Here is a 19,208-nt window from a genome sequence, read left to right as displayed (position 1 = left end):
CCATCGCTGTTCCCTCTCAGTCCATCACCAGTCGCACCACCACTGCCAGCGGTTCGTTGCAAAGAACGACGACCTGCGGCATCTGCACTCGATACCGTGAAGTTAGTTGGCGTGACCATGGGGAGAGTTGATGCGGATTTTTCCGAGCGAGATCTCGAGCAGGACCAGGAGCAAGGGGGAGCGCAGCGTCTTCGCCGCGCTCAAGACTATTCAGGATGACCAGAGCGTCGCGCTGCACTCGGTTCATCTCCCTGAGCACCGCAAGAAGCGGGTCGGCGAGATCGACTTCGTCGTCATCATGCCCGACATCCTGCTCTTCATCGAGGTCAAGGGGGGAAGGGTTGTTGAAGACAGTGGAAACTGGTACTACGGGCCGGTGGGCAGGGAAGACGGCCCCAAGGAGAGCCCCTTCGTCCAGGCCAGCGGAGGCATGCACGAGTTTGAGCGCGAGCTCGGCGGCCTGGTCGGCGACTTGAGGAACCATGGTGTCCCCAGCGGGTATTTGGTGGTGACCCCCGACATCGACCTGCCGCCACTGACCGAGTACAAGCCCGAGCAGTATCTCGGCAAGACCGCTTACGACGGCGGACGTGGTCTGTCGCAGGGCATCGAGCGGGCGGCGCGCTACTGGCTGCGCCGGAGCCATTGGGCTCGGACACCCGTCTCGGCTTCATTGCGCAAGAAGATGCTCGAGGCCACCCGTCCGCAATTCGACCTCGTCCCCAACCTTCACTCCAAGTTGCTACACCTCGATGTCGCCTTTGAGCGTCTGACCAACGAACAGCTCGACAGGCTGGACGAGTCGGAGTCCAACGACCGTCTGATCTGGACCGGCGGGGCAGGCACCGGCAAGACATTCCTGGCGGCCGAGGCAGCACGCCGCAAGGCCGTGAACGGCAGTGTCCTGTTCACCTGTGCCAGCACCACTCTTGCCGCCCACGTGGCCGGGATCCTCACAGACGAAGCGATCACCGTCCTACCGTTCGACCGCCTTGACGAGGCTGTCGGCCGCACCTTCGACCACCTGATCGTGGACGAGGCACAGGACCTGATGTCCTTTGAAAGCATGGACACCCTGGAGAAGTTGCTCGCGGGCGGCCTTGCCGAAGGCCGCTGGATCTTCTTGCTCGACCAGAACAACCAGGTGCTGTCCCCTGCCTCGTACGACCCCGAGGCGTGGAGCTATCTACTTTCGATGGGCTCCCGCTACGGTCCTCTCCGGCGCAATTGCCGCAACACCACCCAGATCGTGAAGCAGGTCCACTTCTACACGGGTGCCGACCTCGGGGTGGCCTCCGCCGGCGAGGGCGAGCCGGTCCGCTTCGAGTACGTGGACGGCATCCAACAGGAAGCCGCCGCCTTGGACACCTACGTGAGCGATCTCGTCCAGCAAGGCATTTCGCCCAAGGACATCACGTTGTTGTCTGTATCCGGGAGCTGGGAAGCGAGTTCTGCGCGACTCTCCCAGCGATCGTCCAAGATCGAGCGATTCGCAGATGTCGTCGGGACCGAACGCACCAAGAACCGTCTCACCTGGTCCTCCATCGCCGACTTCAAGGGGCATGAGAACCACGTCGTATGTCTCATCGACCTGGAACCCGAGCATCTCGAAGGTCGACTCGACGCGATCTACGTAGCTTGGACCAGGGCCAGGGCTCAATTGTGGGTCTCGTGTCGCCCAGGGTCCCGCCAGAAACTGAAGGACCTGGGTGTGGCCGGGCTGGAGCGCATGGGTTCCCAGGGATGAACGAGATCGAGAGGCAACTCACCGCACATCGCGCAGAATTCCAAGCGTACTTGCGCAAGCAGTTGGTCGGCCCGGCCATCGCCGAGGACGAGTCCCTCGTCGATCCGCCCGACCGGCGCTATCTCATGGGGACCTTGTATCCGCGTGGCGCCTCCCTGCTTGAGCACTCGCAAGTCGAAGGCGAGCAAGAAGCACATGAAACCGAGGCCGGCAACAGCGAGGAGGACACGTTCGCCGACGACCCGGTCGCAGAGGCGAATGCGTGGCTTCCCTCGTCGCTCGGATTCTCCTTCTTCACGGACGCTCATCACATCGAGGTGACGTGTGGGGCGTCTCGATACCTGACGTCTCGCCAGGGCGGACGCCGCAGTTGGAAACGTCAGCCGCGCCTGTCCGCGACGAAGACTGTCGCCGTGGATCAGAAGGAGGCGATCCGAGTGCTGGACGACCACGGTCGGCTCCACGTGCGCTGGCGCCCATTCGGAGGCGGACACCTCATCACCTGCGTACTCGCCAATGGGCACGATGAGGAGGACAGCACCCACAAGGACCGGGACCTGATGCTCTTCCAGGCCGAGTTGGCCGTGACCACGATCGATGGGCGAATCCTCGAGTATCCGAGCACCAGGCTCAACAGCCGCGACGAGGAAGAACAGGAGCTGCGCGTCCAGTACCGGAATACGGTGACGAGGGCCGTCGGTCACGGTTGTGCCGTCGACTGGAACGAAGATTCCCAAGAGATCACCACCGTGCGGGCCCAGATCATGCCGCAGCAAGTGGTCGCACACATCAAACCCGACGGACCGAAGGATCTGCCGGTACTCAACCTCGGTCACCTGTCGCAGCCCGATCTGCCCGTCGAAGACCTCAAGGCAGAACTGCACTCCTTCGTCCTCGACTACCGCAAGTGGTTCGACACTCAGAAGTCACAAGCAACATCCCTGCGACCGTGGGCCGCAGCCCCCGCCGCACGCATCCTCGACCGCATCGACATTGCACTCGGTCGCATGGAATCCGGCGTGGAGGCTCTGACCGCCCCGACCGTGGGCGGAAGCCAGGCTCGCGAGGCATTTCGACTGGCCAATCGCGCCATGGCACTACAAATGCTGCACAGTCGAGCCGAGTTGGCGGGGAGCCGTCGCCGCAGGGACAGCGACGTCACAGAGCTTTCCGAACCCGACGGCAGTTCCGCGTGGCATCCGTTCCAGCTCGCCTATTTCCTACTCGTGGTCGAGGGCCTGATGCACCCGGAACACGAGGACCGCAGAACAGTGGACCTCATCTGGTTCCCCACCGGTGGCGGAAAGACCGAGGCCTACCTCCTCACCGCCTGCTTCGAGATCCTCTGGCGCCGGCTGCGGTTCGGAGCCGCGGGGGGCGGCACTGCCGTGCTGAGCCGATATACGCTCAGCTTGCTCACCACTCAGCAATTCCAGCGCACGGCTACAGCCGTCTGTGCCCTTGAGTACATCCGCAGAGGGCACGATGGACCACTCGCCCACGACCTCGGCGAGGAACCCTTTTCCATCGGCCTCTGGGTGGGCAAGGACACGACACCGAACACCGTCGCCGCCGCACAGGATGAACTCAGCACCCTGATGCAGATGAACGAACCGGACGACCGGTTCCTGCTGGAACGCTGCCCGTGGTGCGGAACCGAAATCGTTCCGGAACGGCAGGGCCGGCATCAAGACTTCGGGATCAGAGCGGACGGCGTCAGCACCTCGTTCTTCTGCCCACGGAAAACCTGCGTCTTCCATGAGCGACTCCCTGTCACCGTGGTGGACGAGCAGATCTACGAGGAACCTCCAACCTTCGTCCTTGGCACCGTCGACAAGTTCGCCCGGTTGGCGTGGGAGCCGAGAGCGGGCCGGCTTTTCGGCGGGAACGGCACGCATAAACCGTCCTTGGTGATCCAGGACGAGTTGCACCTGTTGGCAGGCCCGCTGGGCACAACAGTTGGACTGTACGAAACGGCGATTCTCGAACTGTGCGCATGGGATGACTTCGTTCCGAAGGTCATCGCCTCAACGGCGACTATTCGACGCTCACAGGATCAGATCCGCAGTCTCTACGGTCGTCCCACACAGCTCTTTCCCCCCGCGGGTATCGACGCCGGACATTCATATTTCGCCTCGCCCGACAAGGACAAACCCGGGCGACTGTACGTCGGCGTCATGGCCCAGGGGCACACAGCTTCGACGTCGACCGTTCATGTGGGAGCCGCCTGTCTCCAGGCCCCGAAGGAGATCTGCGACGACGCCACCCTTCAGGACACGTACTGGACCACGGTCGCCTACCACAACAGCCTTCGTGAGCTGGGCCGAACCGTCACCATCGCGAGGGACGACATCCCCGCTCGCCTCGAGCACCTGACCCACGACGCCACGCGGCGCCGAAACCTGGACGACGACGCGGTTGTGGAACTCACCAGCAACATCCCTCGCGCGGCCCAACCCCGACTCCTCGAACGCCTGGGCAAACACTTCAAGGAACGCGGCAGCATCTCGTTCCTCGCCACGACCAACATGCTCTCGGTCGGAGTCGATGTCCCCCGACTTGGACTCATGATCATGAATGGGCAACCCAAGACGACATCGGAGTACATCCAGGCCACCAGCCGTGTAGGTCGCCGCCAAGTGCCAGGCCTGATCGTCACCCTCTTCCGCTCGACCAAGCCCCGCGACAGGTCCCACTACGAGTCCTTCGGTGTCTACCATCGAGCGCTCTACCGGCACGTCGAGCCGACCAGTGTCACACCATGGTCCGTACCCTCCCGAAACCGCGCTCTGCACGCGGTACTTGTCATCCTCGTGCGACACGCTCTCGGCCTTAACTCGGAGGACCGAGCGGGGGACATCCTCGATCACACGGACGGCGTCACACGGATCCGGGACCTCATCGTGGACCATGTACGCCGGGCGGATCCAACGGAGGCCGACGCCGCGACGGAACAACTCGACTCCTTGATCGCAGCATGGCAACAAGAGGCCGAGATCGCGCGCAACGACGGCAGCCGTCTCTACTTCCAACCTCAGGGGCGTATGCACATGGCGCTCCTCACCGACTTCGGCAAGCAGGGTGGCCTCTGGGAGACAGCGCAGTCGATGCGTAACGTCGACCGCGAATGCCTGGTCGCCGTGAGGGGAACGCCGTGAAGGACATTCGTCGCAAGGTTCGCAGAGGGCAGACCATCGTGCCTTTCGGCGTCGGAGGCATCCTGGATATTCGAGGTGAATCATTCGTCGCCGCGGATATTCGCAGCTGGGCGGCGAACGGCGAGAGGGTGGAATCGGCCCGCCTGGCGAAGAAATTAGGGGTGCAGGACTTTCGCTCTGCTCCTGTCATTCCATCCGGAAAAGCCGCGTACGCAACGCGTATCGGCCCCGTCTACGTACGCTTCCCCAAGTGGCTATTCTGTCCTCAATGCCGCGAAATGACGTACTGGCGCTCGGGGGGCGAGCAACGGGACAAGGCACCAACGTGCGCCCGCTGCGCCGGAAAGCCGCAGCTTGCTCCGATGCGTTTCATCCAGGTTTGCCGTGCGGGGCACATGGCCGATGTCGACTGGCGCCGATGGGCTCACTCAAGACCCGAGGACCATGCTCAGCGTCAGTGCCAGCAAATGCGTATCCGATTTGTCGCAACGCCTGACTCCTCGGGCCTGGACGCTCTGCGGGTCGAATGCGCAGTGTGCAGGGCCAGACGGAGCCTGGAGGGAATCAGTCAGAAAAACATCCTCAAACAGGTCGGCCTGCCCTGCATCGGAAGCCATCCGTGGCAATCACCCACTGACGAGCCCGAAATCTGCGAGGAAACCCCTCAGGCGGTGCAGCGCGGCGCCTCCAATGTGTACTTTCCCATCACGCACTCAGCTCTCGATATTCCGGCACCTGCAGGAATAAATCATCCCGACGAAGTGACCCAAAGAGTCTTCAACAATCAATACTGGCCCCATCTTCTGAGCGCAGAGGGTGGACCTATCACAGACAACTTCAAGGCGATCATCGCGAACCAGTGCGAAACGTCGGAAGAATTCGTCGAAACCCTGCGACGCCGCCACACAGAGGACGCAGCGGCAATGCCGTCAGCGGTGGGCGCCGACGACGACCTCAGCATCGACGAATGGGCGGCCTTCTCTTCCCCGGAGTCAGTCACCGGATCGCAGACCTTCTCCGTGCGGCGAACCGAGCTCGGAGTACTGCATGACGACCCCGACTCCATGCAGGAGCTGGCCGCACGGATCGCGGGAGTGGTCGTGGCCGACCGTGTGCGCGAGGTCCGTGCGCTTGAAGGATTTTCACGATATGAACCCAGCGGGGCAGACAGTGACGAAGACAAGGGCGGCCGACTGGTATCGGTCAATACAGCAACTCGAGCGCAGTGGTTGCCCGCTATCGACACCTACGGCGAAGGAATCTTCATCTCCGTCGACGAGGAACATCTGCACGCCTGGGAAACCATCCCGGCTGTTCAAGAGTGGACGCGCCGGATAGAACTCAACTTGAATGCTTCGTTCAAGGCCGATCGGCTGAGAGGGAAGTCTGGACCCGAACTCCTCCCGAGATTCGTGATGCTGCACACGTTGGCTCATCACTTCATCCGGCAGCTGTCGTACGACAGTGGATACAACGCTGCCTCGTTGCGGGAGCGCGTCTATGCCAGAAGTCATGTCAGGGGAAGTGAACTACCGCCCCAAGCAGGTGTGTTCGTCTACACGGCTGCGGGAGATGCCGAGGGAACTCTGGGTGGACTTGTCCGTCAAGGACAACCACCGAATCTCTTGGAAACCCTGATCCGTCTGCTCGAGTCGGCCCAGTGGTGCTCACAGGACCCGTTGTGCGCCGACTCGACCGGCAGGTCACTTGCCAACCTCAACCGGGCCGCATGCCACGCGTGCACGCTGCTTCCCGAGACATGCTGCGAGATCGACAACTCTCTCTTGGACAGGACTCTGCTGGTCGGCGACGGTGACATCCCAGGGTTCTTCCATGGAGTGGTCCAGGCCGCGCTCGAGGAATCAGCGGAAGCCGTGGAACTTCAATGAAATTCCCTTCCCTTCTCGAGATCGCGGACGAGCAGCAAGCCGTCATCGACCTCCCGTTCCACGGAGCCCATGTGGTCACGGGGTCGTCGGGTGTCGGCAAGACCGTGATGGCCGTCTACCGCGCATGGGCACTCGCCACCGCTCGCCGGCGCGTCACCCTCTTCACCCGCTCGAATCTGCTGCGGCAGTACATCAGTCAAGCCTCGCCGGAAATTACCGAATTCGTCGAGGTCACTACCTTCGACCGATGGATCAGACAGCTCTGGCAGTCCCGCTTCCGCACCCAGCCCCCGTGCACGGACGAGGACGGATGGAACTACTCCTGGTTCGAAATGCATCGGGACTGCATCCTGCAAAGGATCACGTCCTCGACCCATCTGGTCGTCGACGAAGCCCAGGACGTGCCTGTCCCCTTCTACGAGTTGTGCCGCACCCTTGGTGTCGAAGTGACAGCGTTTGCCAACGAGGAGCAAAGGATCGACGACGATCACAGCACCGTTGCCGAAATCTGCCGAGCACTGGCTGTGCAAAGCGACCCGATCGTCCTGCACGAAAATCACCGGAACACGCGTGAGATCGCACTGCTTGCAGCCGAGTTCCATGGTGGTGTCAACCGCAACCCGGTGCACCTACCGACACAGGCCGGCCACCGGCCCGGCATCACCAGAGTTCCGTCCCTGGACTACTTCCTCACCGAGTTCGCCCACTATTTCCAGGCACACAAGGATCGCAGCATCGGAATCATCTGTAGGTCGACCCTCCTACAGCGAGAAATACAAAACAGGCTCACACACCTCAAGCTCGACCAGTACACCCAGGCCTATGTGTCCAACGACCGATACCGCGCTGACGTCAACTTCTCCAGGTTCCCCATCCTGATCGTGAACACGGCCAGCATGAAGGGTCTTGAGTTCGACAGCGTTTTCGTGCCGGACCTGGATACCTATACGGAGGATCCGACGACGGTCCTGGCGCGCCTGCGGTTGTTCCTCCTCTGCACCCGCGCTCGGAAGGATCTCCACTTTGCCTATCGCGGACTACGGGAGCCTCCTATCCTGTCGGGCATCTCGGAATCCCTGCTGACCCGACGTGCTGGCTGACCTAACACCCCGCCTCCTCGACCTCAACTTCGAAGTGTTCCTGCGCCCGATCCAAAGCCTCGTCCGGATCGCAGCCATGCGCCCGCAGCCAGTGAAGGAGGTCCGCGATGACATCGATCGCGGCCTCCTCCGCAACGGCGACCGTCAAGGACGAGCCCACCTCACGCCTCGAAGCTCCCCTCTCTCCGTAGCGGCCGAGCAGAGCCTCAGCACGATCAACCCGCAGACCGCCCGTGTGGCCGGTCGACGACCCGAGGCCCGTGGCCAGTTCACACCACGTGACCTTCGAGTCGCTCCGAAGGATCACGCCCCATCGGTCCGCAACGGCGTCGAGAAGAGCCATGCCTCGCCCGCTCTCCGCGTTCGTTTCGGCCGCGAGCAGGGTCGGGAGGGCACGAGTGTCGGGATCGCTGACCTCGATGCGGACGCACGTGTCCTTCATGGTCAGCCGGAACGTGGTGGGCGTATGCGGACCCACGTGAGTAATGACGTTGGCCACGAGCTCGCTCACACACAGCTGCGCGGCTTCGACGACTTCGGGCAATCCCCACTGAGTCAGATGCAGCCGCACGATGCGCCGCAGGGCTGCCACTTCTTCCGGTTCGGCCAGGAAGGGCAGTTCCCATTCCTTCCGAAGCACCCCGCACCGACAGTCAGACATGCTCGACCAGCCCCCTTCACACAGGGCAGGCATCACTTGCTGCGCCCACCTGGGTACTTAGAGTTGCAGTGGAACTCTCAAAATGGAACTCTCATAAAGGGGTCATGGGAGCACGTGACCCTCGCGCGCGCCCCTGGTCGTACGCCCTTGCTCCGCCACCGATGCACGGGCACTCTCGGATCGATCAAAAAGAAAGGTCAGGAATATGGCAGTTGGGCCGACCACCCGCCGTCGCCAGCTCGGCGCCGATCTCCGCCGCTTGCGCGAACGTAAGGGACTCACGTTGGAGGACGCCGGCGCTCGCGTGGGTATCTCCAAGGCCACCCTCAGCCGATACGAGACCAAAGAGGGAACGGTCAAGTGGCCTGCGGTGGATGCCCTTTGCCGCGAGTACGACGCGGACGACGACGTACGTACAGCCCTGGTCGAACTCGCCAAGGGCGCCAAGATCCAAGGTTGGTGGCGCTCCCTGGCCGACCCCGTTCCGGAGTCCATGAACCTCATGCTGACCCTCGAGGACGAGGTGGTGCGCGAGGATCATTACGCATGCATGTACATCCCCGGTCTGTTCCAGACCCGGGCGTACGCCGAAGCCGTGCACCGGGCGTCCGAGATGGGCTGCTCGGATCGCGAGGTGCAACACATGGTCGACATTCGGATGAAGCGGCAGGAGCTCCTTCAGCGCTCCGAGCCGCCCCACATCTGGGCCGTCATCGACCAAGCCGCCATCCATCGCGTCGTAGGCGGGGCCCACATCATGCGGGAGCAACTCCAACACCTCCTGGAGCTGACCGAGTCCCCACACGTGACGGTGCAGATACTGCCGTTCTCGGCCGGGGCTCATGCCGCCGCGGTGGGAAGCTTCGCTCTCCTGCGAGGACAGAGCCAGGACTTGGATGTTGTCTACGTGGACCTGCTCGGTGGCGGACTCTTCATGGAGAAGCCGAAGGAGTTGGAGCGGTACAAGTTGGCGTTCGATTACCTTCGTGCACAGGCTCTTGATCTGCCATCATCCAGCGAAGCCATTCGCCGAAGTCTCATGGAGTTGTGATGGACGCCCGACGCCCTCTCCACTGGTTCAAGTCCTCCTACAGCGGGGGATCCGGGACAGAGTGCGTCGAGGTGGCAGTGACTGAGCACAGGGTCCTGGTGCGCGACTCAAAGTGCACCACCCACGATCGACTCGCCGTCGAGCCGAATACCTGGGCCGGATTCGTCGCATCCATACGAGACATACCGCGCCCCTGACTCGTCGGGCCCTCCGGGCACCGCTTGGCAACCCCCGTACCCCCTGGCACAGTTACCCGAACGGAACCAGCTCAAGGAGCAGAGGCAGACGGGGGCATGGGGCACACGCGGCGGCGCGCAGCACTCGCACTCGGGGCCCTCGTGCTCGGCGGTGTGGCGTGGCAGTGGCCCGTCGGGCGGGACGACGCCGTCGATGCCACCCAGTTCACCATCGCCTTCTTCGCCACCCTCCTCACCGGCGAAGCCGTCATCTTCGCGCTCTCCTTTTCCGCCGCCAGTTCATGGCCCTCACTCCGCGCCATAGACAGCCATATCGCCTTCCGCGAATGGGTGTTGGCAGGGTGGATCGCTGCCATGTTCACCGCAGGTGGGCTTCTTGGGCAGAGTGAGCGGAGTACGACCTACGGGGCGCTCCTCTTCCTCCTCGCCAACTGCTTCGGCATCTTCTCCTTTGCCCGGCTCTTCGGGCTCGCCAGCATCGGCGGGCGCAATCGGCTGCTGCGGCGCACCCTCGGGCTCGGGATCGCCGAACTCCGGGCGCGGCAAGCCACTCCCGGTCATGAGGATCAGCACCTCAGCGATGACCCCGTTGTCGCCTCCTATCTCGGCGCCCTCGATCAAGTCATCAGCGGCAACGACCCCAACGGCATACGCAATCTCGTACTCCAGCTCACCAGCGCCCAAGTCCCCGCATCGGCGAGCGAGGACGTCGCTGCCCTCCACCTGGAGGTCCTCCATCGACTCTGCCGCGCCGCTCTCGTGCGTGGTACCGATCCCGTCGTCGTGGTCGGGTGTGCGGAGTCGATCGTCGAATCCTTGATACGTCGCGTTCGTGCACTGCCCGATCCCGCCGTCGCGCTCGGTGAGGCAAGTCGCTATCTCGCCTGGCTCGGCAGCACCGCGACGCTGATGTCCCAGCGCGGCATCGCCGACAAGCGTGCCGCCCGCGAGCTCGTCGCCATGTCCGTCGACAGCCGTCGACTCGTTCTCCGGCAGGCCGATCCCGATCCCGTGTCCGTGAGCAGTTCCGCCGATATGGGGTCCGTCTTCGAGAGCCCGATGGCCATGCTGCTCTGGGCTCAGGATTTCACCGAGTTCCATGGTTCGGATCAGGCCGGGGCCTTCTACGGGATCCACCAGTTCCTCACCGGGCGGAAGTTCATGGGGAACTACTGGGACGGCGCCTCCGTGTTGAGCGAGACCCGGGCCGTCCTCTACGGAAACGCCGGCGGACCCCCGGCAGATACTCCCGAGGCTCGTCGGTCCCGTGAACTCTTCAGCGGTGTCACTGAGTTCGATCGCTTCTGGGGGCTCGTCTCCGTCAACGCCCTCGCTACCTTGCGCGACGTGCGGGCCGAGCACCCCGCCGAGCTCATCCGGCCCGAATTCACGCCGGATCCGCAGCTCCTCGGCGCCTATCTGCGGACATTCGCCAGCCATCGATGGTTCGACACCGCCGCGGATGCACAGAAGGCCCTGCTCACCCTCATGGTGCGCAGCGACGGTTTCGACTCACCCTGGGAGCAGGCCGAGCGGCGCCGGGAGCGGTCGGTCATCCGTACACCCGCTCCCCGTAGTGCGCCTCATGGCCGACCCGCTGCCATGGTCCTCGCCGTCGCCGCCCGCCTGGCGCCCCTCGCTTCATGCGAACCGGATGACGAACTCCGCGCCTTCCTCAGTGGGCTGTCCGCACCTGCGCTGAACGCCGCGGCCGGTCTCGCGCGTCGCGTCCTGCCCGGCGCCGCGGGCCTCGATGACCCGCGGGAGGCTGTCGTCACCGGGTTACGTGTTCTCCAGCTCGTCGGCGCCCATGCCGGGAGCACCCCGTGAACTATGAGGAGTGGATCGCGGCCATCGACCGCGTCGGCGGAACCGGCGTACGGGCTGCCCTTGTCGTCCAGTGCGGTCTGGAGTGGCTCCTTCCCGAACGGCTGCCCCTCCGTAACGCCGTCGACGAAGCCCTCATCAACGCCCAGCTACGCGGGGGTACTTCGCTGCGCATCACCCGCGTCCTGCTACACAATCTTCCGGCCGCCATCAGCGACGGGCCCGGGGGGCCGGCCATGGCGCGGTCCTTCGAGCAGTGGAACCACCGGCTCGCGGCGTCCGCCGTGCTCCTCCAGGCGCCCTCCCCGCACATTGAGCGGCTCATCATCGAAGGAAGCGAAGCCGGCGCATCCGTACCGGATATGGTCGATGTCCAGGAAGGGGGCCGCTGGTGCGATGCGCCGCGCACCGCAGAGGTCCTGCGGATCATCTCGAGCCCGGGTGCGACGACGCCTCTGACCGGTTACGACGTGAACCTGGACGGGCCGTTCAGCGATTCGGACCCGTCGGTCCACATGTGACACGTACGACGCGAGGGAGAGAGATTCCGATGCCTTACGCACCCGAGACCGAGCAGGACCGCAAGTTCCTGGAGCAGGCCATCGCCATCTCACGGCACTCCCTGGAAGACGAAGGGAAGACTCCCTTCGGCGCTGTCGTGGTGGTGGACGGTGAGGTCGTGGGCACAGGCACCAGCTCCGTCGTCGAGCTCCAGGACCCGACCGCGCACGCGGAGGTCATGGCGCTGCGCGACGCGGGCAAGCGGCTCGGGCGGCACCTCATGGAGGACGCCGTGATGTACGCGAGCAGCGAGCCCTGCCCCATGTGTCTCACCGCCTGCTACTGGGCCCGGATCCCCCGTCTCGTATACGCCGCGACCAGTCGCGACGTCGCCGCCAACGGCTTCGAAGACCTCCAGTTCTACCGGGAGTTGGCCCTCCCGAACGCCGAGCGCCGCCTGCTGGCCGAGGTACCCGTACAAGGCGACCTGCGGTCCACCGCTGCCGGTTCCCTCGCCGAATGGTCCGCCGCCCTGCCGTTCCCGGTGGAACCCAAGCTCTGAAGCTCTGACCGAGTTCCAGTAAGCCCCCGAAGTCGGCGCCCGCGGCGGGCGCGGTCTATGGAACGCATGGAAGCGGCCCGTGTGGAACAGGCCCAGCCGCTTGAAGTGAAGGCAGAACCTCACCCAACTTCATCGCCGTCCCGACCAACCCAGGAGTAACCCCCATGCCCCGCACCACCCCGCCACCCCTCCTGGACGTCGAAGCGCTCTTCCCCATGCTCAAGCCTCTGCGGCGGGAGGCCGTGCGGCTGCATCCGCGGCGGGGGGAGCCCGGCCCGTGGGACAGTTCCGTGGGCGGGCCCCTGTCGTGGCCGGCAAGTGAGCCTTGGCCGCACTGTGAGGACTCGCATCCGCGGACCCGGCTCGCGCCGGCCGACGATGATTTCGCGCACGCCATGGTCCCGGTGCTCCAGCTGTACGCCCGTGACGTTCCCGAACTGCCCTTCCCCGAGGGCACCGACGTCCTTCAGGTCGTCTGGTGCCCCTTCGACCATGAGGCCGGTTACGTGCCCCGGCCCGAGATCTACTGGCGGGACAGCACGCGGTCGGAACCGCTGATCGAAGAGCCGCCCCGGCCCGTCGGCGCCGGTGACGTCTATCTGCCGGACCCCTGCGTGCTGCACCCCGAGCGTGTCGTCGAGTACCCGAACTGGGATCTCGACGACGAACTGGCCGAGGAGCTGGAGGAGACGTTCGAGGAGATGGAGGAGCGTGCCGCGGAGGACGGAAGTCCCTGCGCCTACCGGTCCCATCTCAGCGTCGCTCCCGGTATCAAGGCAGGTGGCTATCCGAGCTGGACCCAGGATCCGTACTGGCCCACCTGCCCCGGACCTTGCGGGCAGCGCATGCGGCACCTGGTGACCATCAAGAGCGCCGAGTTCGACGGGGTGTCCTGGCGGCGCTGGGTGCCCGTAGAGGACCGGTCCGGCGGAGGGACGGATGACGGCTCGGGGGACGGTTCGGGGGACGGATGGAACGTGCTCGGTCTCCCTTACGAGGAGCGGAAGGCCCTTCAGCGCGCGCCCGACATCATGCTCGGCGACATGGGCGGCATGTATCTCTTCGTCTGCGGGCACGGCTGCCCCGGTATGCCCTTCCGGTATCACTCCGACTGTTCGTGAGAGATACGGAACGGGGCGGGACGGCAGCGGCCCGTTCGCCCCGGCCAAGGAATCGAAGTTACGTGGGTGGCGGCATCCCCCACGCAGCGGCGACCCGCGAACCTCGCGCATTGCAGGAAAGTCCCACGACACGCCGGGCAGGGAGCGGGCGGAGTGGGATTTCTCTGCATTCCGCCCCTGCCGTACACCCTGCCCCGCCCGCTCATCCGCCTGGTCCGCAGCTCCAAGGGCATCACCCACGATCGACTTACCGTCGAGCCAGGTGCAGAGTGCAGAGTGCCGAGTGCCGGGTCCTGTCGTGTCTCGTTTCGTCGATCGCGTCGATTTCGTCGATCTTGTTCGGCCGTACCGCGCTGTTCGGCGCCTCACAAGTGGGACGGTATGAGGGACCGCGTCCGCCCAACGGAAGAGACCCGTCAGCATGGCCGTCATCCACCACACCGACCTCAGGCCGACCAAGCTGGAGTTGCTCACCTCCTGGCTTCCCTCCCGGCCCTGGTACGGCGGCGGCCAAGACGACCAGGGCGAACCAGAGTTGGCCAAGTCCGGCGGCTTCCGGTTGGACGATCCTCGGGGGGAAGTGGGGATCGAGTTCATCGTGGTCACCGACGCCTCCGGCCCCCACCCGACCACCTACCTGGTACCGCTCACCTATCGCGGTGCCCCGCTCGACGGGTTGGAGCACGCCCTCGTCGGCACGATGGAGCACGGGGTGCTGGGGCGACGCTGGGCCTACGACGGCTGCCACGACCCGGTGTTGGTCGCCCAGTTGCTTGGCCTGATCGAGGGCCGGGTCCAGGCCCAGGACCAGAACACCAGCGACACCCCCGACCGGGAAATCACCTGCTCCTACGTCGGTGAAGGCGCGGCCTCCGCGCTTTCCGCGCCCGCATCGGCCTTCACCACCACTGCCACCGACGACCAGGACGGCACCGCGCTCGCTCTCCCGCATGGCGCGGCCCTCCGCCTGCACCGGGCCCTACAGCCCGCCCAGAACGACCCGCCGGTCCTTCCGCAGGGAGCGACCGGCCGCGTCTCCGGCTCCTGGCGCATGCCGGACGGCACCTCGGCCCGGGGGCTGTTCGCCGTCCTGCACACGGGCTTCGGTCGTGACCGGGGAGCGGCGCCTACGACTCACTGATCCGATGATCCGCCGCGAACAGTGAACCGTCACTGAGGCGAGACTGAGGCGAAGGCAGCGGCGAAGACTGCGGCGAAGAACGTCACCCTGAAGCTTTGAGCCTCTCCACATCAGCCGACGGCCGGCCCAGCCGGAGCCGGAGCCGGGGCCTGCGGGGCGCCGGTCGTCGCCGGGCCGTGCGTGCCTGGCGCTCGGCCCGATGCGGGCAAGCGAAAGGGGGCCCGCTCTTGGCGGGCCCCCTTCGCGGCGGCAATCGGGGCTCAGGCCCCGGCATCCCCGGCCCCGCCCCCGAGAGGCTTCGCCGCGGAGAGGTGCCTCAGTGGTTACTGGCGTCCTGCTCATCGTCGCCGCCTGCGAAGTGACCGGCGCCCGAGGTGATGCCCGCGGGGCCGCCGAGGTTCTCGAAGGCGTAGCGGCCCTCCCAGCCCTGGTCGTAGCCGTTGTCGTCGCCATGGTCGTCGCCGTGGTCGTCGCCGCCCGCGCGGTAACCGGCGCCATGGGTGATCCCCGCGGGGCCGCCGAGGTTCTCGAAGGCGTAGCCGGCCTTCCAGCCCTCGTCGTTGTCGTTGTGGGCGAGGGCGGTGCCGCTGGCGCCCAACACGGCCGCGGCGGCGAGAGCGGAGGCAGCCAGGGCGGTACGAATACGCATGGAATCCCTTTCAGGTATGTGACGATCATGCCGTTTGTCCAGGTTTTCCCCTCTTCCCGGACCGCACAGACCTGCCCCGCTGCAATTCACTCGGACAGCGGCCCCTACCCGACCCGCTCGTCCCAATCAATCCGGTGTTCGAACTGCCAGGCCCCCCACACCGCGCTCCCGCCCCCGCCCGCCTTCATTGCCACCGGCAGCAGTGCGTCGCGCAGGGCGCGGCTCAAGGGGCCCGCCGGTTTCGGGGTGGCTGTGCGGGCCGCTGCGGAGGTGGCCGTCGGGGCGGCTGTGGCGTGCTTGAGGATGCGGTCCACTCGGGGGCGGCGCAGGGACTCGTACGCCTTGAATGCCTCGCCGGGGGGCAAGTCCCGCAGGCAGCGCGCCAGTTCTACCGCGCTCTCCGAGGCGAGCGACGCGCCCTGGCCCGATGTCGGGGGCGTGGCGTGGGCCGCGTCTCCGATCAGGATCATGCGGCCCCTGCTCCAGGTGCGGATGGGAGGCATCGTTTCTGTGGGTCCGGTGATCACGAGGTCCGACGGGATCGTGGCCGCCAGCAGGTCCGGCGCCGGGGTGCGGTCGTCCGTGAACGCCTCCCTCAGGCGCTTCAGCCACTCCCCCGCACCCACCGCCTGCGTCTCCGTCGACGTCATCGGCTCGCGGTGCGGCAGGTTCGCCGACCAGACCGCCGAACCGTCGTCCTGGATCTGGTAGGCGAAGTACGCCCTCTTGCCGAAGCACATGTACAACACCCCCTCCGTCGAGGGGAGTTCTGTTGACTTCGGCACGCTTGCCGAGAACGTGAGCATTCCCGCGTAGTGCGGCTTCGGGGTCGACGGGTCGATCAGTGAACGCACCGTCGAGCGCAGGCCGTCCGCGCCGATCAGGATGTCCGCCCTCGCCAGTGAACCGTCCGAGAAGCGGGCCGTCACTCCCGTGCCCGTGTCGGTCGCGTCCAGGAGGCGCTTGCCTCTGTGGAGCGCTATCCCGCGGCGGGCCGCCTCCGCCACGAGCGCCTCTTGCAGCTCCGTGCGCCAGACGAAGCGTGTGGTGGGGAGGTCGGCGGGCGGGGCGAGTTGGGCCAGGTGTCTGCCCGTCCAGCTGCGCAGGCCGAGGGCGGTCACCGGGGTGCCGATGGCGCGCACCGCCTCCGCCGCGTCGATCGCCTCAAGCGCCTGCTGGCCGTTCGGGGCGATCGTCATGCCGCCGCCGAAGCGGGAACTCCGTTCCTTCGAGACGGAGTCGTCGTACGCCTCGTACACCGTCGCCTCAATGCCCGCCTTGTGCAGGGCCATCGCCGCCACCGGGCCTGCGATGCCACCCCCGATGACCAGGGCAGTTCGGGTGCGGGCAGTGGTTCGCGCGGTCATCTCTACTATCGGTCCCTCGTCGGCATCGGCCTTCGAGCGCGCCGCGGATGCGCAGCGCACACCCGCACCAACCTACGTGGCGCAGACCCCCTCGCCGCAAGGCTTTCCTGGCGCGTTAGCCTCGGGCCGAAGGCGCATTGAGGGCGTATCGGCAAGAAGCGGAGGCGCAGGCATGGCGAAGGTACCGGCAGCGGCAGTGGCCGCCAGTGGACTCGTCGGAGGGTTCGCCGTCGCCCGGTGGACCAAGAAGCGGCCGCTCGGCGGCCTCGTGCTCGCCGCCGCGGGGGCCGCTGCCGCGCGGCAGTGGCGGCAGGACGCGGGCGGCAGGACCGCCGCCGCGCTCAGCACCACGTACGTCGCCGCCTTCGCCGGGTCGCATCCCCTCGCCAAGAAGGTCGGGGCCTGGCCCGCGATCTTCGGGGTCGCGGGGGGCGTGGGGCTTGCCTCTTGGGCGCTCGCCGATCGACGCCGGGCGCCGGTCGATCCCACCGGTTCCGTCTGACCCCACCGGCTCCGCGCCTCGGTTCAGGCCTGGGTCTCGCTGTCCCTGAACAGGCGCGCGAACCCCGCCACCACGAGGACGCCCGCCCCCATCACCAGGACGAAGGCCCCCCACGCCAGCGGCCACACCGCCGCGTCCGGCTCCGGGTGGCTGTCGAACGAGACGTACATCAGCGTCGCCGGAGGGCCCGCCACCAGGAGCAGCGCCCAGCCGAGGCGGTCACGGAAGCCGATGTAGGCCGCCAGGGCCAGCATCGAGACGGCCAGGGCGGTGATTCCCAGCGCCGTCACCGGCGTCGTCTCGTTGATCGCGCCGGGCGTCTCGGGTCGGTTGCGCAGATCCCAGGGCAGGCAGAGGAGGTACGCCGCTGCCGCCGCGCCGGCGCCGAGCGCGCGCGTCACCCAGCGCCGCAGGGGAGGGCTGTCGGGCAGGGACCACAGCAGGTTCCGCGGGTTTATGGGGCTCAGTTCATGGCGCGGGCTCATACGCGGGTACATGCGCGGGCTTATTCGCAGACTCGTGCGCGGGCTCATGTGCATCGACTTTGCCGTCATGGGCATGAGCCTGTCGACTTCGCCATGGGGCGCGACAGAGTACGCGTACTCAGACCGGTATGCGGGAGGGGCAGGCGAGGCATGACGGCACGGGCAGCGCGGGCCACCTCAGCTGCCCGTCACCCCTCACCCGTCACCCGCCACCCGTCACACCCCCGTGCCTCTGAACGTCGTCCGGTACGAACCCGGCGACACCCCGAGCCCCGTCTGGAAGTGCTGCCTCAGCGACGCGCCCGTGCCAAAGCCCGCCTCCGCCGCGATGCGGTCGACCGTGCGGTCCGTCTCCTCCAGGAGCTCGCGGGCCCGGTCCACGCGGCGCTGCGTCAGCCACTGCATCGGCGTCAGGCCCGTCTCCTCGCGGAAGCGGCGGCTGAAGGTGCGCACGCTCATGGATTCCTGGGCGGCCAGCTCCGCGAGGGTCAGCGGTTCCGCCAGGCGCTTCTGGGCCCACTCGCGGGCCCGGCCCGTCGACGTCAGCTGAGGCTCCGGCACCGGGCGTCGGATGTACTGGGCCTGGCCGCCCTCGCGATGCGGGGGTACGACGGTGCGGCGGGCCACGTCGGCCGCCACCGCCGAGCCGTGGTCGCCGCGGATCATGTGCAGGCAGAGGTCGATGCCCGCCGCCTCGCCCGCGGAGGTGAGGACCTGGCCCTCGTCCACGTACAGGACGTCCGGGTCGACCGTCACTGCCGGGAACGTACGGGCGAAGAGGTCCGCCGACAGCCAGTGCGTGGTCGCCCTGCGGCCGTCCAGGAGGCCCGCTGCCGCCAGGACGAAGGCGCCTGTGCAGATGGAGGCGATACGGGGGCGGGCGCGGGCGCCGGTGGCGGGCTTGAGCGCCTCCGCGAGGTCGGGCGGGAGCCGGCCCGGGCCCAGTGACTCGTCCTGTTCGTGCGAGGCCGGGATGATCACCGTTCCCACGCCCGCTACCGCCTCGGGGCCGTGCTCGGCATAGACGGGGAAGTCCGCGTCCGTGCGGATCTTGCCGGGGGTGAGGGCGCAGGTGCGGAGGTCGTAGAGGGGCTCTCCGGTGGAAGGGGCGCGCGCGTTGCCGAACAGCTGGTGGACCAAGCCCAGCTCCATGGGGAGTACGCCGTCGCGGATCAGGACCGCGATGCTGTGAGGCTTGGTCACTTGCGCTTTTCCTTTCCCCAACCCCGCCCCTTCCCGAAAACCCGCTC

At 66.2% G+C, this 19,208-nt stretch carries 17 protein-coding genes; 12 read left to right on the top strand and 5 right to left on the bottom strand.

The genetic code is table 11. The annotated features are described in order from the left end of the window. Positions 1–130 precede the first annotated feature (130 nt). Genes ACFQ7F_RS14415 through ACFQ7F_RS14400 form a run of 4 tightly spaced genes read left to right on the top strand, consistent with a single transcriptional unit; the run spans position 131 to position 7,894 of the window. The gene (locus ACFQ7F_RS14415; protein ID WP_383270256.1) at positions 131–1,747 is read left to right on the top strand and encodes an NERD domain-containing protein; all 1,617 of its coding nucleotides are present in this window, start codon (positions 131–133) and stop codon (positions 1,745–1,747) included. Next, positions 1,744–4,905 (top strand): helicase-related protein, encoded by a 3,162-nt coding sequence (locus tag ACFQ7F_RS14410; RefSeq protein WP_383270255.1) that lies wholly within the window; start codon positions 1,744–1,746, stop codon positions 4,903–4,905. The genes ACFQ7F_RS14415 and ACFQ7F_RS14410 overlap by 4 nt, the downstream gene beginning before the upstream one ends. Then, positions 4,902–6,794, top strand: coding sequence for a DrmB family protein (gene drmB / locus ACFQ7F_RS14405; RefSeq protein ID WP_383270253.1), 1,893 nt, complete (start codon positions 4,902–4,904; stop codon positions 6,792–6,794). Before ACFQ7F_RS14410 ends, drmB begins: the two co-directional genes overlap by 4 nt. Then, on the top strand, positions 6,791–7,894 hold the full coding sequence (locus ACFQ7F_RS14400) for a hypothetical protein (protein WP_383270251.1): 1,104 nt from the start codon (positions 6,791–6,793) through the stop codon (positions 7,892–7,894). Before drmB ends, ACFQ7F_RS14400 begins: the two co-directional genes overlap by 4 nt. A 1-nt stretch (position 7,895) precedes the next feature. Here ACFQ7F_RS14400 and ACFQ7F_RS14395 read toward each other — a convergent pair whose 3' ends face one another. Further along, positions 7,896–8,588: an ATP-binding protein gene (locus tag ACFQ7F_RS14395; protein WP_383270308.1), complete on the bottom strand. Its 693-nt coding sequence runs from the start codon at positions 8,586–8,588 to the stop codon at positions 7,896–7,898. 172 nt (positions 8,589–8,760) lie between these two features. Between ACFQ7F_RS14395 and ACFQ7F_RS14390 the strand changes: the two genes are divergently transcribed. The 7 genes from ACFQ7F_RS14390 to ACFQ7F_RS14360 all read left to right on the top strand — a co-directional run bounded on the left by ACFQ7F_RS14390 (position 8,761) and on the right by ACFQ7F_RS14360 (position 14,955). After that, on the top strand, positions 8,761–9,606 hold the full coding sequence (locus ACFQ7F_RS14390) for a helix-turn-helix domain-containing protein (protein WP_383270249.1): 846 nt from the start codon (positions 8,761–8,763) through the stop codon (positions 9,604–9,606). Further along, complete coding sequence (locus tag ACFQ7F_RS14385; RefSeq protein WP_383270248.1) at positions 9,606–9,803, top strand: DUF397 domain-containing protein; 198 nt, start codon at positions 9,606–9,608, stop codon at positions 9,801–9,803. The genes ACFQ7F_RS14390 and ACFQ7F_RS14385 overlap by 1 nt, the downstream gene beginning before the upstream one ends. A gap of 96 nt (positions 9,804–9,899) precedes the next feature. Continuing rightward, positions 9,900–11,633, top strand: coding sequence for a hypothetical protein (locus ACFQ7F_RS14380; RefSeq protein WP_383270246.1), 1,734 nt, complete (start codon positions 9,900–9,902; stop codon positions 11,631–11,633). Then, positions 11,630–12,151 (top strand): hypothetical protein, encoded by a 522-nt coding sequence (locus ACFQ7F_RS14375; RefSeq protein WP_383270244.1) that lies wholly within the window; start codon positions 11,630–11,632, stop codon positions 12,149–12,151. Before ACFQ7F_RS14380 ends, ACFQ7F_RS14375 begins: the two co-directional genes overlap by 4 nt. A gap of 29 nt (positions 12,152–12,180) precedes the next feature. Then, positions 12,181–12,693 carry a nucleoside deaminase gene (locus ACFQ7F_RS14370; protein ID WP_383270242.1) on the top strand — a complete coding sequence of 171 codons (513 nt, stop codon included), beginning with the start codon at positions 12,181–12,183 and terminating at the stop codon, positions 12,691–12,693. A gap of 164 nt (positions 12,694–12,857) precedes the next feature. Then, the gene (locus ACFQ7F_RS14365; protein WP_383270240.1) at positions 12,858–13,814 is read left to right on the top strand and encodes a DUF1963 domain-containing protein; all 957 of its coding nucleotides are present in this window, start codon (positions 12,858–12,860) and stop codon (positions 13,812–13,814) included. Positions 13,815–14,235: 421 nt separating this feature from the next. Further along, positions 14,236–14,955 (top strand): 1,4-alpha-glucan branching protein, encoded by a 720-nt coding sequence (locus ACFQ7F_RS14360; RefSeq protein ID WP_383270238.1) that lies wholly within the window; start codon positions 14,236–14,238, stop codon positions 14,953–14,955. A gap of 316 nt (positions 14,956–15,271) precedes the next feature. Here ACFQ7F_RS14360 and ACFQ7F_RS14355 read toward each other — a convergent pair whose 3' ends face one another. Together ACFQ7F_RS14355 and ACFQ7F_RS14350 are read right to left on the bottom strand one after the other, a co-directional pair. Then, positions 15,272–15,604 carry a hypothetical protein gene (locus ACFQ7F_RS14355; RefSeq protein ID WP_383270236.1) on the bottom strand — a complete coding sequence of 111 codons (333 nt, stop codon included), beginning with the start codon at positions 15,602–15,604 and terminating at the stop codon, positions 15,272–15,274. Between the two features lie 104 nt (positions 15,605–15,708). Further along, a complete protein-coding gene (locus ACFQ7F_RS14350; RefSeq protein WP_383270235.1) occupies positions 15,709–16,971 on the bottom strand; it encodes an FAD-dependent oxidoreductase in 1,263 nt (420 codons plus the stop codon). Positions 16,972–17,143: 172 nt separating this feature from the next. Here ACFQ7F_RS14350 and ACFQ7F_RS14345 point away from each other — a divergent pair, with 172 nt between their 5' ends. After that, positions 17,144–17,473 (top strand): hypothetical protein, encoded by a 330-nt coding sequence (locus ACFQ7F_RS14345; protein ID WP_383270233.1) that lies wholly within the window; start codon positions 17,144–17,146, stop codon positions 17,471–17,473. 23 nt (positions 17,474–17,496) lie between these two features. Here the strand turns inward: ACFQ7F_RS14345 and ACFQ7F_RS14340 are convergent, their stop codons facing one another. Both ACFQ7F_RS14340 and ACFQ7F_RS14335 read right to left on the bottom strand, forming a co-directional pair. Further along, positions 17,497–17,958 carry a hypothetical protein gene (locus ACFQ7F_RS14340; RefSeq protein WP_383270231.1) on the bottom strand — a complete coding sequence of 154 codons (462 nt, stop codon included), beginning with the start codon at positions 17,956–17,958 and terminating at the stop codon, positions 17,497–17,499. A gap of 216 nt (positions 17,959–18,174) precedes the next feature. Beyond that, positions 18,175–19,161, bottom strand: coding sequence for a GlxA family transcriptional regulator (locus ACFQ7F_RS14335; protein ID WP_383270229.1), 987 nt, complete (start codon positions 19,159–19,161; stop codon positions 18,175–18,177). Positions 19,162–19,208: the final 47 nt, after the last annotated feature.

This window comes from Streptomyces sp. NPDC056486 (assembly GCF_042795295.1).
GTDB lineage: Bacteria > Actinomycetota > Actinomycetes > Streptomycetales > Streptomycetaceae > Streptomyces.
Note: the sequence above shows the minus strand (reverse complement) of the source record. Positions and strands in the feature narration are given on the sequence as shown.

Bases quoted from the DNA above. Each gene is read 5' to 3' on its own strand.
- ACFQ7F_RS14415 (WP_383270256.1), top strand. From the start codon at position 131: ATGCGGATTTTTCCGAGCGAGATCTCGAGCAGGACCAGGAGCAAGGGG.
- ACFQ7F_RS14410 (WP_383270255.1), top strand. From the start codon at position 1,744: ATGAACGAGATCGAGAGGCAACTCACCGCACATCGCGCAGAATTCCAA.
- ACFQ7F_RS14400 (WP_383270251.1), top strand. From the start codon at position 6,791: ATGAAATTCCCTTCCCTTCTCGAGATCGCGGACGAGCAGCAAGCCGTC.
- ACFQ7F_RS14395 (WP_383270308.1), bottom strand. From the start codon at position 8,588: ATGCCTGCCCTGTGTGAAGGGGGCTGGTCGAGCATGTCTGACTGTCGG.
- ACFQ7F_RS14390 (WP_383270249.1), top strand. From the start codon at position 8,761: ATGGCAGTTGGGCCGACCACCCGCCGTCGCCAGCTCGGCGCCGATCTC.
- ACFQ7F_RS14385 (WP_383270248.1), top strand. From the start codon at position 9,606: ATGGACGCCCGACGCCCTCTCCACTGGTTCAAGTCCTCCTACAGCGGG.
- ACFQ7F_RS14380 (WP_383270246.1), top strand. From the start codon at position 9,900: ATGGGGCACACGCGGCGGCGCGCAGCACTCGCACTCGGGGCCCTCGTG.
- ACFQ7F_RS14370 (WP_383270242.1), top strand. From the start codon at position 12,181: ATGCCTTACGCACCCGAGACCGAGCAGGACCGCAAGTTCCTGGAGCAG.
- ACFQ7F_RS14365 (WP_383270240.1), top strand. From the start codon at position 12,858: ATGCCCCGCACCACCCCGCCACCCCTCCTGGACGTCGAAGCGCTCTTC.
- ACFQ7F_RS14360 (WP_383270238.1), top strand. From the start codon at position 14,236: ATGGCCGTCATCCACCACACCGACCTCAGGCCGACCAAGCTGGAGTTG.
- ACFQ7F_RS14355 (WP_383270236.1), bottom strand. From the start codon at position 15,604: ATGCGTATTCGTACCGCCCTGGCTGCCTCCGCTCTCGCCGCCGCGGCC.
- ACFQ7F_RS14350 (WP_383270235.1), bottom strand. From the start codon at position 16,971: ATGACCGCGCGAACCACTGCCCGCACCCGAACTGCCCTGGTCATCGGG.
- ACFQ7F_RS14345 (WP_383270233.1), top strand. From the start codon at position 17,144: ATGGCGAAGGTACCGGCAGCGGCAGTGGCCGCCAGTGGACTCGTCGGA.
- ACFQ7F_RS14340 (WP_383270231.1), bottom strand. From the start codon at position 17,958: ATGAGCCCGCGCCATGAACTGAGCCCCATAAACCCGCGGAACCTGCTG.